Annotated in this window: 12 protein-coding genes; 5 read left to right on the forward strand and 7 right to left on the reverse strand. The window is 73.6% G+C overall.

What is annotated here, in order from left to right; genetic code table 11:
• Positions 1–3: 3 nt before the first annotated feature.
• On the reverse strand, positions 4–756 hold the full coding sequence (locus AB0N76_RS31705; RefSeq protein ID WP_363563038.1) for an ABC transporter ATP-binding protein: 753 nt from the start codon (positions 754–756) through the stop codon (positions 4–6).
• Between the two features lie 171 nt (positions 757–927).
• Here AB0N76_RS31705 and AB0N76_RS31710 point away from each other — a divergent pair, with 171 nt between their 5' ends.
• The 3 genes from AB0N76_RS31710 (at position 928) to AB0N76_RS31720 (ending at position 4,003) form a co-directional block, all read left to right on the forward strand.
• A complete protein-coding gene (locus tag AB0N76_RS31710) occupies positions 928–2,610 on the forward strand; it encodes an Imm49 family immunity protein (protein WP_363563040.1) in 1,683 nt (560 codons plus the stop codon).
• A gap of 80 nt (positions 2,611–2,690) precedes the next feature.
• Positions 2,691–3,488, forward strand: a complete 798-nt coding sequence (locus AB0N76_RS31715; RefSeq protein ID WP_363563042.1) for a thymidylate synthase — start codon at positions 2,691–2,693, stop codon at positions 3,486–3,488.
• Positions 3,485–4,003, forward strand: a complete 519-nt coding sequence (locus tag AB0N76_RS31720; protein ID WP_363563044.1) for a dihydrofolate reductase — start codon at positions 3,485–3,487, stop codon at positions 4,001–4,003. Before AB0N76_RS31715 ends, AB0N76_RS31720 begins: the two co-directional genes overlap by 4 nt.
• A 68-nt stretch (positions 4,004–4,071) precedes the next feature.
• Here the strand turns inward: AB0N76_RS31720 and AB0N76_RS31725 are convergent, their stop codons facing one another.
• A complete protein-coding gene (locus AB0N76_RS31725) occupies positions 4,072–5,109 on the reverse strand; it encodes an RIO1 family regulatory kinase/ATPase (protein WP_363563046.1) in 1,038 nt (345 codons plus the stop codon).
• Positions 5,110–5,496: 387 nt separating this feature from the next.
• On the opposite strand from AB0N76_RS31725, the gene AB0N76_RS31730 reads away from it, so the two are divergent.
• Positions 5,497–6,483, forward strand: coding sequence for a phospholipase (locus AB0N76_RS31730; protein ID WP_363563048.1), 987 nt, complete (start codon positions 5,497–5,499; stop codon positions 6,481–6,483).
• A 50-nt stretch (positions 6,484–6,533) separates the two neighbouring features.
• Here AB0N76_RS31730 and katG read toward each other — a convergent pair whose 3' ends face one another.
• Both katG and AB0N76_RS31740 read right to left on the reverse strand, forming a co-directional pair.
• Positions 6,534–8,723, reverse strand: a complete 2,190-nt coding sequence (gene katG / locus AB0N76_RS31735; RefSeq protein ID WP_363563050.1) for a catalase/peroxidase HPI — start codon at positions 8,721–8,723, stop codon at positions 6,534–6,536.
• 119 nt (positions 8,724–8,842) lie between these two features.
• The gene (locus AB0N76_RS31740) at positions 8,843–9,385 is read right to left on the reverse strand and encodes a MarR family transcriptional regulator (protein WP_363563052.1); all 543 of its coding nucleotides are present in this window, start codon (positions 9,383–9,385) and stop codon (positions 8,843–8,845) included.
• A gap of 74 nt (positions 9,386–9,459) precedes the next feature.
• On the opposite strand from AB0N76_RS31740, the gene AB0N76_RS31745 reads away from it, so the two are divergent.
• Positions 9,460–10,722 (forward strand): MFS transporter, encoded by a 1,263-nt coding sequence (locus AB0N76_RS31745; protein WP_363563054.1) that lies wholly within the window; start codon positions 9,460–9,462, stop codon positions 10,720–10,722.
• A 111-nt stretch (positions 10,723–10,833) separates the two neighbouring features.
• Here AB0N76_RS31745 and AB0N76_RS31750 read toward each other — a convergent pair whose 3' ends face one another.
• The 3 genes from AB0N76_RS31750 to AB0N76_RS31760 form a co-directional block, all read right to left on the reverse strand.
• Positions 10,834–11,181, reverse strand: a complete 348-nt coding sequence (locus tag AB0N76_RS31750; RefSeq protein WP_363563056.1) for a hypothetical protein — start codon at positions 11,179–11,181, stop codon at positions 10,834–10,836.
• A 224-nt stretch (positions 11,182–11,405) separates the two neighbouring features.
• Positions 11,406–12,752: a helix-turn-helix transcriptional regulator gene (locus AB0N76_RS31755; protein WP_363563058.1), complete on the reverse strand. Its 1,347-nt coding sequence runs from the start codon at positions 12,750–12,752 to the stop codon at positions 11,406–11,408.
• Between the two features lie 115 nt (positions 12,753–12,867).
• Positions 12,868–13,437 (reverse strand): DUF4232 domain-containing protein (locus tag AB0N76_RS31760; protein WP_363563060.1); only part of this gene is annotated, 570 nt, incomplete at its 5' end.

Raw genomic sequence — 13,437 nt, forward strand, 5'->3', positions numbered from 1 at the left:
TGCTCACCCGCCCAGCCGGCTCAGCCGCTCGCCGACCAGGGCGGCGGTGGGCCGGTCCAGTTCGTCGACCAGCAGTCCGTCGGCGAGCAGCAGGACCCGGTCCGCGTAGCCGGCGGCGACCGGGTCGTGGGTCACCATGACGCAGGTCCGGCCGTCCCGGTCCACCCCGGACCGCAGCAGCGCGAGCACCTCGTGGCCGGTCGAGCGGTCCAGGGCGCCGGTCGGCTCGTCGGCGAACAGCACCTCGGGGCCGCGGACCAGCGCCCGGGCGATCGCCACCCGCTGCTGCTGACCCCCGGACAGCTGCCCGGGGCGGTGCCGTTCGCGCCCGGCGAGGCCGACCCGGGCGAGCGCGTCCAGCACCCGGCTGCGGTCGGGCCGCTCCCCGGCCAGTCGTCCGGGCAGCTCGACGTTCTGGGCGACCGTCATGCCCGGCATCAGGTTGAAGGCCTGGAAGACGAACCCGACCCGGCTGCGCCGCAGTTCGGCGAGCCGCCGCTCGGGCAGCCGGGACACCTCGGTGCCGCCCCACCGGACGGTGCCCCGGGTGGGCCGGTCCATCCCGGCGAGGCAGTGCAGCAGGGTGGTCTTCCCCGAGCCCGAGGGCCCCATCACCGCGGTGAAGGTGCCGGGCGCGAAGGCCACGGACACCCCGCGCAGGGCGCGTACGGCGGCGGGCCCCCGCCCGTACTCGCGGTGCAGGTCGTCGGCCCGGGCGGCGGGTTCGGCGCCGGTGGTCTGTGTCGTTCCGTCCATACCGCCATCCTCGGCGGGCGGATCGCGGCGATCGATCGTGCCCGCACCCGGATCGGGGGTTCGGAAAACCGAACCACCGGACCCGGACCCGAGGTGACCGCGGCCCGCGGGGCCCGTTGTCGGACCCCCTGGCTAGGCTGGGGCCAGTTCGACGATCAAGGAGGCAGGACCGTGCGGATCGAGCGTCACCAGGTGGACGGGGAGCGGCTGGCGAAGGCCGGGGCCGGCTTCGTCGACCGGATCGGCCGGCAGGTCCACTCCTACTCGCGGGCCGGGCTGATGGCCACCATCGAGTGGCAGCTGATCGCCGACTCCTTCCTCGACTACCTCGGCGCCCTGTCCACCACCCGGCCCGACCTGGGCTCCCCCGAGGCCAAGGCGATCGTCAAGGACGCCACGGAAGCCGCGTGCGGCGCCGTCTCCTTCGCGGCCTACTACCCGCGCGAGAGCTTCAGTGTCTTCCTCGACTACCCGAACTTCGGGATGAGCTACCAGCGTGAGGAGGGGCTCGAACGCGACTCCCTGCACCAGGTCAGCGCCCGGGAGTGGCTCGACGCCTTCTGCCTCGCGATCGTCTCGGACCGGGTCTCCCCCTACGGCGAGGCGTTCTGCTGGGCCCGGCAGCTGATGCCCGGCGGGCGGGTCACCCCGACCCTGGAGCTCGTCGACGGCTTCGTGGCCTACTTCTTCGAGGAGGCCGGCCTCCCCGCCGGCGACCACGCCGCCGCGCCGCACGGCGAGCCGCAGCCCGGGCTGCGCGCGCTGCGTGCCCTCACCGACCGGGACCGCGAGGCGTTCGACGCCGCGTTGCTCGCGCTCCTCCGGGACGCTCCGCACGGCACCGGCCCCGCCGGACTCCTGCCGCTCCTCCCGATCGCGCTCGCCGCCCTCGCGTACCGCACCCACGGCTGGTCGCCCGCCGTCGAGACCGACTACCTCCCCCACGCCCTGGTCACCGGTTTCGAGACCCCCGGTCCCCGCGTCCACGGCCTCGGCCGCCGGCCGCGGCCGGACGCCGTGGCGCAGCTCGCCGCCGGGCCCGTCGACCTCGAACGGCCGCCCCTCGACCCGCCGTTCAGCGCGGAGAGCGAGGCGCGGTTCGAGCGGCGCACCCAGGAGGCCATCACCCCCGGGGAGGGCGAGCCGCTGGACGCCCGGGAGCTGACGAGCGCGCTGCGCTACCAGACCTGGCTCTTCATGGCGAGCGCGTCCCAGTCCGCCGACGCCACCGACGCGCAGCTCTCCCACCTGCGGCTCGGCTCCCGGCTCGGGGCCGCCGCCTTCCGGGCCGCGCTCGCCGAGGCGGGCACCGAGGCCGAGGTGGCGATCGAGGGCCGGACGCTGCGGTTCCCCGCCTGCCGGGACCGGGACTTCGGCCCGGCCTTCTGGCAGACCGCCCTGTCCTACGCCCTGATCACCGGCAGCTCCGAGGACCTCGAAGCGCTCGTCCTGGCCGGACCGACGATCGCCGCCGAGGACCGCTCCCCGTTCGCCGCGTACCGCGAAGCCCTCCACGACCACCTCCGTGGGGCCGATCCGCTCCCGGCCACCGAGCGCGCCCTCAAGGAGGCGGAGCGCGCCGCAGAGCGGGCGGTCTTCCCCGCTCCCCCGGTGGTCCTGTTCTCCCAGCTCGTCGCAGGTGACGAAACCGGCTTCGAGCTCGCCCTGCTGGACGCCCTGGAGGCCCACCGGGATCACCACTCGGTCGGCGACCGGGCCGACGAGCCCGGCGCCGCGCTCAGCCTCGACGTCCTCGCCCTCGTCTGCCACGCCCGCCGCAGCCGGGGCTGGTCCGTCCGGGTCCGCTCGCCCTACCTTCCGCCGCGCCTGCTCGCGGCGGCCGGGCCCGCCTGACCACCGGCGGCACGGCGGTGGAAGGGGCTTTTCGGGGCCCGGACCAGGGCAAACGCGGCGGGCCCGTACACTTGGCGCTCGTGGTGGACACCCAGTACGAAGACCTGTTGAAGCACGCGCTCACCTCCGGGACGGCCAAGGCCGACCGGACGGGGACCGGTACCCGGAGCGTGTTCGGACACCAGTTGCGCTACGACCTCTCGCAGGGGTTCCCGCTGGTCACCACGAAGAAGGTGCACCTGAAGTCCGTGGTGCACGAGCTCCTGTGGTTCCTGCGCGGCGACTCCAACGTGGGCTGGCTGCGCGAGCACGGCGTCACCATCTGGGACGAGTGGGCCGACGAGAACGGCGATCTCGGCCCCGTCTACGGTGTCCAGTGGCGCAGCTGGCCGACCCCGGACGGTCGGCACATCGACCAGATCAGCCAGGTCCTCGACACCCTGCGCACCGATCCGGACTCGCGCCGGATGGTCGTCTCGGCCTGGAACGTCGGCGAGCTGGACGCGATGGCGCTCGCCCCGTGCCACGCCCTGTTCCAGTTCCACGTCGCCGGCGGCCGGCTCTCCTGCCAGCTCTACCAGCGCAGCGCGGACCTGTTCCTCGGGGTCCCGTTCAACATCGCCGGCTACGCCCTGCTCACGCACATGGTCGCGCAGCAGGTCGGTCTGGAGCCGGGGGACTTCATCTGGACCGGCGGTGACTGCCACATCTACGACAACCACGTGGAGCAGGTGACCGAGCAGCTCGCGCGCACGCCGTTCGCCTTCCCCGAGCTGCGGCTGCGGAAGGCGGAGTCGCTCTTCGACTACGCCTATGGCGACGTCGAGGTCGTCGACTACCGGCACCACCCGGCGATCAAGGCACCGGTCGCGGTATGAGGATCGGACTGATCTGGGCGCAGACGCCCGACGGCGTGATCGGCGCGGACGGCACGATGCCGTGGCACCTGCCCGAGGACCTCGCCCACTTCAAGGCGACCACCCTCGGACGCCCCGTGGTGATGGGCCGCCGCACCTGGGAGTCGCTCCCGCCGCGCTTCCGCCCGCTGCCCGGGCGGCGCAACATCGTGGTGACCCGTGACCCGCGGTGGTCGGCGGACGGTGCGGACCGCGCCGGGTCGCTCGACGAGGCCCTGCGCCTCGCGGCCGAGGTGCCCGGGCCGGGCACCGGCGCCGAGACCTGGGTGATCGGCGGCGGGCAGCTCTACCGCCAGGCCGTCGACCTCGCCGAGGTCCTGTCGGTCACCGAGATCGACCTCTCGGTCCCGGGCGACACGTATGCCCCCGCCATCGGCCCCGCCTGGACGGTGGTCGAGGACGGCGGGGCGCGGACCTCGACGACCGGTCCGCGCTACCGGATCCGCACGTACGGACGCCGCGGCACGTCGGGCTGACCGTCGACGGCCGGGACGGCCGGGAGGGCAGGGGCCCGTGCCCGCCGTCCCGGCGTTCGCCGTTCCGGTCACCTCAGCCGTGCGTCGAACGCCAAGGCCTCGACGAGTTCGCCGACCCGCCGCTCCGGCAGGCCCCGGGACACGAACCAGGCTCCGACGTTGCGCACGTCCCGCTCCAGGAAGGAACGGCCGCGCGGGTTCGCGACCACGTCCACGATCTGCGGCACGTCGATGATCACCAGTCGCCCGTCGTGGACCAGGATGTTGTACGCCGAGAGGTCCCCGTGCGCGTACCCGTCGGCGGCCAGCAGCGACAGGCTCCGGCCCAGCTGCTCCCACAGGTCCTCGACGTCCGCCTCCTCCGCCCGCAGCTGCGCGAGCCGGGGCGCGGCGGCGCCGTTCTCGTCGCCGACGAACTCCATCAGGATCTCCGTGCCCGTGATCTGCACCGGGTAGGGCACGGCCACCCCCGCCGACCAGAGCCGGCAGAGCGCGGTGAACTCGGCGCCGGCCCACTGCGAGGCGATCGCCTCCTTGCCGAAGGCGGTGCGCTTGGCCATCGCCCGGGCGATCCGGGACTCCTTGTGCCGGCGCCCCTCCAGGTACCCGGAGTCCCGGTGGAACATCCGGTGCTGGGAGTCGCGGTACCGCTTGGCCGCCATCAGCGTGCGGGGGCCGCCGCCGGGGACGCCGCGCTCCAGGAGGAAGACGTCCGCCTCCTTCCCGGTCTTCACCAGGCCGAGTTCGGTGTCCACGGCCGCGAGCTCGGTCACCACCCAGGCGGGACGCGGCTCCGGCCCCTTCTCGGTGGGGGTGGACTGGTCCCAGGTCGACCAGCGGTCGCCCTCGGCCGGCCCGTCGCCGGTGTCACCCCAGGTACCGCCGTGGGCGTGCTCCCAGCTGTCGTCGTCGTAGTAGTAGTCGTGGCTGTCGTAGCCGGCGTCGGCGGCACTGGGGTCGCCGCCGTGGTCGCCGACCTGGTCGTCGAACCAGCGGACGAGCTCGGGCTCGGGCTCGTCGAACCGCTCGGACCGGCGGCCGCGTCGCGGTGCGCCCTTGGCGCGGATACGGGAGAAGGAATCGGTGTCGGAAAAGCGCTCACGCACTGTGGTGGCTCCTGAGGAACAGCCCACCGTCGCGCCGGTCGTGCGGCGTCGTCAGCCGATGGGCGAAAGACGAGAGGAAGAGGCGTATGGCGCGCGCACAAGGGCGCGCCGCGTCACGGCGGCGACCATCTGACCGCACCTCCTCTGCTTCTCGACGTCAATCCCCACACCACGGCACTCACAGGAGAGGCGTGGCACCGCCACGGAGAGCCCCGTAGCGAGAACAACGGAAGCCTAGCGCCTCCCAAGATCGGCGCAACCGAATTAATGCGGGAGTGTCCGGATTCACTCCTCGTCGGGCTCCGTTCACTGTGCGTCAACGCACGGTTGGTGATACTGATTTGTCAGATCACAGACAAATCGAGTGCCGACAGAAGGAGCGAACTCGTGACGACTCATCACCGGCGCGGCAGGCGCCTGCGGATGCTGCCCGCCCTGGCGGCCGCGCTGTGCGGGTTCATCGGGCCCACCGTGTCCGCCGCCCCGGCGCACGCCGCCGACTCCCGCCGGCCGATCTACGCCATCGCGCACCGCGTCGACACCCTCGACGGGGTGGACGCCGCGCTCAACCACGGCGCCAACGGCATCGAGATCGACGTCTGCGCCTGGTGGAACCCCAACGAGTGGCGGGCCTGGCACGACTGTTCCTCGGCCGGCGAGAACCGGCTCGGGCCGAGCTTCGACAGCATGCTCGACCGGATCATCGCCAACGCCAACGCGGGCCGCCGGCTGTCGCTGGTCTGGCTCGACATCAAGGACCCCAACTACTGCGGCGCGGAGCCGAACCGCACCTGCAGCGTCGCCGGACTGCGGGACAAGGCCCAGCGGCTGACGGCCGCCGGAATCCAGGTGCTCTACGGCTTCTTCGAGTACCACGGCGGCGACACCCCGGACGTCGGCGGCCGGGGCTGGAAGAGCCTGGAGGGCAAGCTCGGCCCCCTGGAGGGCATCACCACCACCGGCACCCGCGACCAGGTGCGCGGCGCCTTCGACCGCTCCGGCGCCGGCTTCCCGAACGGCCGCCGGGCGATGGACTACGGCGACAGCGACATCACCAAGGGCTTCGGCAACTGCACCGAACCCACCTGGAACACCTGCGCGGAGCTGAAGAAGGGCGCCGCCGACCGGGCCGCCGGGCGGCTCGCGGCCACCCTGTCCTGGACCACCACCTACAACGACCCGTGGTACGTCGACAAGCTCCTCGGCGACGCCGGGGTGGACGGCATCATCGCGGGGTACGGCGCCTTCACCGGGGTGCGCGAGTACGACAACGGCTGGCAGTGCGCCAACGCCGTGAACCTCGTCCGGGACTGGGTCGGCAAGCACGGCGGCACTCACCGGATGGCCGGCCCCGGCGACCGCCTGTTCAGGTAGCAGTAAGGGCGGGTGGGGCCGGGAGCGGCGACGCTCCCGGCCCCAACGGGTCAGCGCAGGTCGAAGCGGTCGAGGTCCATCACCTTGGTCCAGGCCGCCACGAAGTCGCGGACGAACTTCGCGTCCGCGTCCCCGGCGCCGTAGACCTCGGCGAGGGCGCGCAGCTGGGAGTTCGACCCGAAGACGAGGTCGACGGCGGTGGCCGTCCACTTCGCCGCGCCGGTCGCGCGGTCCCGTCCCTGGTAGACGTTCGGGTCCGAGTCCGACACCTTCCACTCCGTGCCCATGTCGAGCAGGTTGACGAAGAAGTCGGTGGTCAGCGCCTCGGGCCGGGAGGTGAACACGCCGTGCTGCGAGCCCCGGTAGCCGGCGTTCAGCGCGCGCATGCCGCCGACCAGGACGGTCATCTCGGGCGCCGTCAGGGTCAGCAGGTTCGCCCGGTCGAGCAGCAGGGTCTCCGGTGACAGCTTCTCGCCGGCCCGCAGGTAGTTGCGGAAGCCGTCGGCCCGCGGTTCGAGCACGGCGAACGCCGCCTCGTCGGTCTCCTGCTGCGAGGCGTCCGTGCGCCCGGGCGCGAACGGGACGGTGACGGTGTGTCCGGCGTTCCGGGCGGCCCGTTCGACCGCCGCGCAGCCGCCCAGGACGATCAGGTCGGCGAGCGAGATCCGCTTGGCACCGCTCTGGGCGTCGTTGAAGCCGCGCCGGATCTCCTCCAGCCGCCGCACCGTGTCGGCCACCTCGGGCAGGGCGTTGGCCTCCCAGTCCTTCTGCGGTGCCAGCCGCAGCCGCGCCCCGTTGGCCCCGCCGCGCTTGTCGGTGCCGCGGAAGCTCGCCGCCGCCGCCCACGCGGTGGTGACCAGCTGCGGGATGCCCAGGCCGGACTCGTCGATCCGGCCCTTGAGGGCGGCCACGTCCGCGTCCTCGACCAGCGGGTGGTCGACGGCGGGGACCGGGTCCTGCCAGAGCTGCGGTCCGGGCACCCACGGGCCGAGGTAGCGGGACAGCGGGCCCATGTCGCGGTGCAGCAGCTTGTACCAGGCCTTGGCGAAGGCCTCGGCGAGCTGGTCCGGGTCGGCGTGGAAACGCTCGCAGATGGGCCGGAAGACCGGGTCCTCGCGCAGCGCGAGGTCCGTCGTCAGCATCATCGGGGCGTGCCGCTTCGACGGGTCGTGCGCGTCGGGCACGGTGTCCCCGGCGGCGGGGTCGGTGGGCTTCCACTGCTTGGCCCCGGCCGGGCTGGTGGTCAGCTCCCACTCGTAGCGGAACAGGTTGTCCAGGTACCCGTTGTCCCAGACCGTCGGCCGGCTGGTCCAGGCGCCTTCGAGTCCGCTGGTGAGGGTGTCGTCGCCGCTGCCGGTGCCGTAGGTGTTGCGCCAGCCCAGGCCCTGCTGCTCGATCGGGGCGGCCTCGGGCTCCGGGCCGAGGTAGGACGGGTCGACCGCGCCGTGGCACTTGCCGAAGGTGTGGCCGCCGACGATGAGGGCGACGGTCTCCTCGTCGTTCATGGCCATCCGCGCGAAGGTCTCCCGGACGTCACGGGCGGCGGCGACCGGGTCCGGGTTGCCGTTGGGGCCCTCCGGGTTCACGTAGATCAGGCCCATCTGGACGGCGCCGAGCGGGTTGGCGAGGTCGCGGTCGCCGCTGTAGCGCTCGTCGCCGAGCCAGGTGTCCTCGGGGCCCCAGAAGATCTCCTCCGGCTCCCAGATGTCCTCGCGGCCGAAGCCGAAGCCGAAGGTCCGGAAGCCCATGGACTCCATGGCGCAGTTGCCGGCGAACACCAGCAGGTCGGCCCAGGAGAGCTTGCGGCCGTACTTCTGCTTGACCGGCCAGAGCAGTCGCCGCGCCTTGTCCAGGCTGGCGTTGTCCGGCCAGCTGTTGAGCGGGGCGAAGCGCTGGGCGCCGCTGCCACCGCCGCCCCGGCCGTCCGCGATCCGGTAGGTGCCGGCGGCGTGCCAGCTCATCCGGATGAACAGGGGCCCGTAGTGGCCGTAGTCGGCGGGCCACCAGTCCTGCGACTTCGTCATCAGCTCGATGACGTCCCGCTTCAGCGCGTCGACGTCGAGGGTGGCGAACTCCGCCGCGTAGTCGAAGTCCGCGTCCAGCGGGCTGGACTGCGGCGAGTGCTGGTGCAGCACCTGGAGGTCCAGCTGGGCGGGCCACCAGTCCCGGTTCGTCCGGGGGTGGGTCTCCTGGGGGACGGGGGAGGGAATTGCTGGGTTCTCGCTCTCGCTACCGGACACGTCCAACCCTTCTTCCTCGCTTGGTTTTTGTACGCTTTCGCCCGTATGGTCCCGCATCGGGGACCAGACGGGCGGAAGAACACGCGAGGACCGCGCGACGGGCGCGGCGGGAGGCGGGATCAGTCGCCCAGTGAGCCCAGCAGGTCGCGCAGCAGGTCGTTGAGCTGGGCGGCCCGCTCGGGGCCGAGGGCGTCCACGGTGCGGCGCTGGACGTCGAGCCCGGCGGCCACCGCCGCGTCGACGATCGAGCGGCCCTCGGGGGTGAGGTCGATCCGCAGGCCGCGGCGGTCGTTCGGGTCGGGCGAACGGGTGACCAGGCCGGCCCGCTCCAGCTTGTCCAGCCGCCCGGTCATGCCGCCCGTGGTCAGCATCAGGGTCGCGGTCAGCTCGCGCGGCGAGAGCGAGCACGGCTCGCCGGACCGGCGCAGGGTCGCCAGCACGTCGAACTCGCCGCGCCCGATGCCGAACGGGGCGTAGGCGCGCTCCATCAGGTCGCCCATGCCGCGGGAGAGCCGGAAGATCCGCCCGAAGGCCTCCATCGCGTACAGGCCCTCGGCCAGGTCGGGCCGCTCCTGGCGCCACTGGGCGGTGATCGCGTCCACCGGGTCGGGGGTGGTGCGGGGCGGGACGGGGTTCGGGGTGGGGTCGGTGCTCTTGGTCATGGGGGTGAGTGTGCCACAGGGTCGCTTGCCGGAAAGAGGCTTGACAGCAATTAGCTTAGTGCTAAGTTACTCACATGCTTTCGAAAAGGAGCCCGGGCTTCCCCGGCGAACGCAACCTGATGACGGCCCTGGCCATCGACGCCCTCGGCAACGGCATGTACGTGCCGTTCAGCCTCGTCTTCTTCCTCCACGTCACCGGCCTGCCGCTGGCCGTCATCGGACTGGTGCTCACCATCACCGGCCTGGTCGCGATGGTCGCGCTGCCGCTGGTCGGCACCGCCGTGGACCGGTTCGGCGCCCGCCGCGTGCAGGTCGCCCTCCACCTGGTCCGGGCCGCCGGCTTCGCCGTCTACCCCTTCGCCTCGGCGCTGCCCGCCTTCGTCGCCGTCACCCTGGTCACCGCCGTGGCCACCCGCGGCTACCCCGCCGTCCAGCAGGCCCGGATCGGCGAACTCACCTCCGGCGCCGGCCTGGAGCGCGTCAACGCCCTCAGCCGCAGCCTCGCCAACGCCGGCCTCGGCGCCGGCAGCCTGCTCGCCGCCCTGCTGGTCGGCGTCGCCGGGGACGGCGGCTACACCGTCGCCGCCCTGCTCAACGCCGTCAGCTTCCTGGCCGCCGCGACCCTGGTCCACCGGGTCCCGAACGGCCGCCCGAAGGTCGCGGACGACAGCGCCGCCCAATCCGAGACCCCGCGGATCGGGTACCGCGCGGTGCTGGCCGACCGGCCCTTCCTCGGACTGGCCACCGCCAACATGCTGATCTCGCTCGGCTACGCGGCGCTCGCGGTGCTGCTCCCGGTGTACGTGACCGACGTCCTGCACACCTCCGCCTCGCTGGCCAGCATCTCCTTCGCCGTCAACACCGTGCTCTGCGCCGCCCTCGGCGTCCCCGCCGGGATCGCCGTCCGCCGGTTCACCACCCGCAACCGGGCCGCCGCCACCGGCGCCGCGCTGTTCGCCCTCGGCTTCCTCGCCCAGGCCCTGCTGGTCCCCGCCGCCGGACGCTTCACCGTCGCCGGACTGCTGGCCGTGGTCGTCGTGATCACCCTCGGCGAGATCGTCCACAACCCCGCCGCCTCGGCCCTGGTCACCGCCACCGCCCCGGCCGCCGTCCGCGGCCGCTACATGGCCGCCTACCAGCTCTCCTGGTCACTGTCCGCGGCACTGGCCCCCTCGCTGCTCACCGGCCTGCTGGCGCTCGACAGCCGACTCCCCTGGCTGGTGCTGGCCGCGACCGCGCTGGCCGGCGGCGGGCTGCTGCTCCGCCTGGAGCGCCGACTCCCGGCCCGGGCCGTCCGCGCCGAACCGCAGCAGGCCGACCTGACCACGGCCGCCTGACCCGGCCCGGTCGGTCCCGCTCCTCGCCGCCGCCTGCTTCCTCCTTCAGCTCCTGGAGGGGGAAGCAGGCGGCGGCGCGCTGTGTGGTGGAGGATCGGAACCCTGTGGCCGCTACTCCGGCTGGGTCACCGTCAGGGACCACCGGGTCGTCACCTCGGAGGCGTCGACGCCCACGGAGAAGGATCCGTACACCAACCCCGGAGCCATGGTCGCCGACCCCACCCCGGCCGTCCCGACCGGACAGTCCACCGCGAAGGACGCGGTCGGCACGCCCTGCGACTCCATCGTCACCTGCACGGTGCCGCCGCCCTCGCAGGCCACCGTCAGAACGGTCGGCAGGCTGCTCCACGCCCCGCCCGACACCACACCGCCGTCCCCGACCTGCTCCGGCACCCAGACCAGGCCGTCCGGCCCCGGATGCGGGAGCAGGACGTCGTCCGCGGCAACCGCGGGCGCCACGCCCGCCACCGATACCGCCGCCGCTGCCGCTGCCGCCACTGCCACGGTCAGAGCCCTTGCTCGCTTCATGGCCTCCCCTTCGGATCCGTAACGCCGTGGCGCCTCCGGCCACGGCGCCACCATCCTGTCCGGGGGCGAACGGCGGGCGCATGAGTACGCGTACTCAGGCGGGCTCGGTCGGGCCGGGACGCGCCGGGGCCGGGCCGGGGCTCAGAGGTCGGGGCTCAGAAGTCGGGCCGGGTGGGGATCCAGCGCTTCCCGTCGTGGAGGAAGGCGGCGGTGTCACGGATGCCGGCCGTGCGGAAGGGTCGGCCGTGGTCGTCGACGCGAAGCCTGCCCTGGCGGTCGCCGCTGCTCCAGACCAGGTCGAGGTACCAGGTGACATCCTGTGCGGCCGTGGTCGCGTCGACGTCGATCACCTGCGGGTCGGTCGCGGAGACGCGGTAGGGGAAGTTCGAGGTGACGGACTTGCCCGTGCTCTCCCGCCCCGGCACCGGGGTGAGCCGGGGCGCGGACGCGTCGAGGTTCACCGCGAAGGACGCCGGCGTGAGGCCGCCGCCGCAGCCGGAGACGGGCATGTAGGCGTTCCACTTGGGTACCGGCTGCGTGCTGACGACATGGACGTACGCGGCGTGCAGGACCACCGGGGTGGCGTCGGCGCCCTGGGCCGTGAGCTGCAGGCGCAGGTGCCCACCGGGGACGGCCTGCTGGGCGGCCGCCCAGCTGTCGACCTCCGCGACGGCGTCCGGCGGCGCGGACACCTGGCCCGGGGAGCGGGAGGAGAGGAACCACTGGCCGCAGGGGCTTCCCCAGTTGTCGGTCAGGACGTTGACGTGGAAGGGGGCGGGGGTGTCGGCGACCGGCGCCGCGGCGGCCGTCGTCAGGGGCGGGGTCGGGGTCTGTGCAGGAGTCGGGGACGCCGTCGAGTCCGGGGTCGCCGTCGGGTCCGGGGTCGTCGCCGGGGGCAGTACCGGCGCCGGGGGCGGGGTCGGTGTGGCGTCGGTGCTCGGGGTGGTGGTGGCGGCGATCGAGGACGTGACGGCTGCGGGTGACGCGGTGACGGGTTCGCCACGGCCGTACAGCACGAATGCCGATCCGGCGACGGCCAGGCCGACGACGGCCACCGCGCCGAGCAGCGCCCGGGACCGCCGTCGGCCGGTCCCGGGCTCCGGGTCCGTCGAACGCACCGTCCGCACCACGTCCAGGACTGGCTCCGACGCCCGTTCCGGTACCGGTTCCGGGGCCGCTTCCGGGGCCGCTTCCGGGAGCGGGGCGGGCTTCGGAACCGGGGTCGGCTTGGGCGCGGCCGCCGGGCCCGCCTCGCGGCGCCGCGCCGCGTCCGCCAGGATCCAGTGGCGGTGCAGTTCGACGAGTTCGGCGTCGCTCGCCCCACAGACCCGGGCGAACCGCTCCACCGGCGCGTACTCGGCGGGCACCGCCGCGCCGTTGCAGTAGCGGTGCAGCGTGGAGGTGCTGGTGTGCAGTCGGGTCGCGAGCACGCCGTAGCTGTGGCCCGAACGCTCCTTCAGCGTCCTCAGCATCCCGGCGAACTCGTCGGTCTCCACACCCATGTTCCTGACTCCCCCGCACTGCGGCTCGGCCCGACTCCCCGCCGAACTCGCAGCTCACGCTACCCGCTGCCGTCCCGGGACCCCCAATCCCGGGTGGCTGCGCAGCGGCTCGGAGCTACCGGTCGGCGGTGGCCGCGGTGGCGGCCGCGTCCGCGACGGTGCTCCGGTACAGGCCCAACTTCGGCTTGAGGACCTTCGCGCCGGAGCCGAGCGGGAAGCTGCGCGTCTCGGCGGTGGGCAGGTGGTCGCCGTCGGCCAGCACGTTGAGCTCGTCGATCCCGGGGACGGTACCGGTGGTCGCGCCACCGGGGTTGAGGTCGACCACCGCGTACGCCGTCCTACCGGCCCCGACCGGGTAGGCGGGGGCGCCGCCCAGCCCGCCGGGGAGCAGCGGCTTGACGTCCTTGCTCCGGTCCGCGGAGCGCGAGTCGCCCAGGCTGACCAGCGGGTGGTAGCTCAGGCCGCAGGCACGGGAGCCCTGGTTGCGGACCTCGATCACCCGCTGGCTCGGGGCCTCGGGGCGCGCGGTCACCCGCACCGACAGGTCCTTTGCCTCGCACGGGTGGGCGTAGGCGTAGGCGTCGCCGTCGGTGCTGCCGGAACCGGCGGGGCTCACGGGGCCCGCGGAGGGGGCGGGGCCGGCGGGGTTGGCGGGGCTCACCGGGTGGGCGGGGGCGGCCGCGCC

The sequence above is a fragment of the Kitasatospora sp. NPDC093806 genome, from assembly GCF_040683335.1.
Taxonomy (GTDB): Bacteria; Actinomycetota; Actinomycetes; order Streptomycetales; family Streptomycetaceae; genus Kitasatospora.

What these genes read in the sequence shown, in the direction of transcription:
- AB0N76_RS31705 (WP_363563038.1), bottom strand. Translation starts at nt 756, where the DNA reads ATGGACGGAACGACACAGACCACCGGCGCCGAACCCGCCGCCCGGGCC.
- AB0N76_RS31720 (WP_363563044.1), top strand. Translation starts at nt 3,485, where the DNA reads ATGAGGATCGGACTGATCTGGGCGCAGACGCCCGACGGCGTGATCGGC.
- AB0N76_RS31740 (WP_363563052.1), bottom strand. Translation starts at nt 9,385, where the DNA reads ATGACCAAGAGCACCGACCCCACCCCGAACCCCGTCCCGCCCCGCACC.
- AB0N76_RS31745 (WP_363563054.1), top strand. Translation starts at nt 9,460, where the DNA reads ATGCTTTCGAAAAGGAGCCCGGGCTTCCCCGGCGAACGCAACCTGATG.
- AB0N76_RS31755 (WP_363563058.1), bottom strand. Translation starts at nt 12,752, where the DNA reads ATGGGTGTGGAGACCGACGAGTTCGCCGGGATGCTGAGGACGCTGAAG.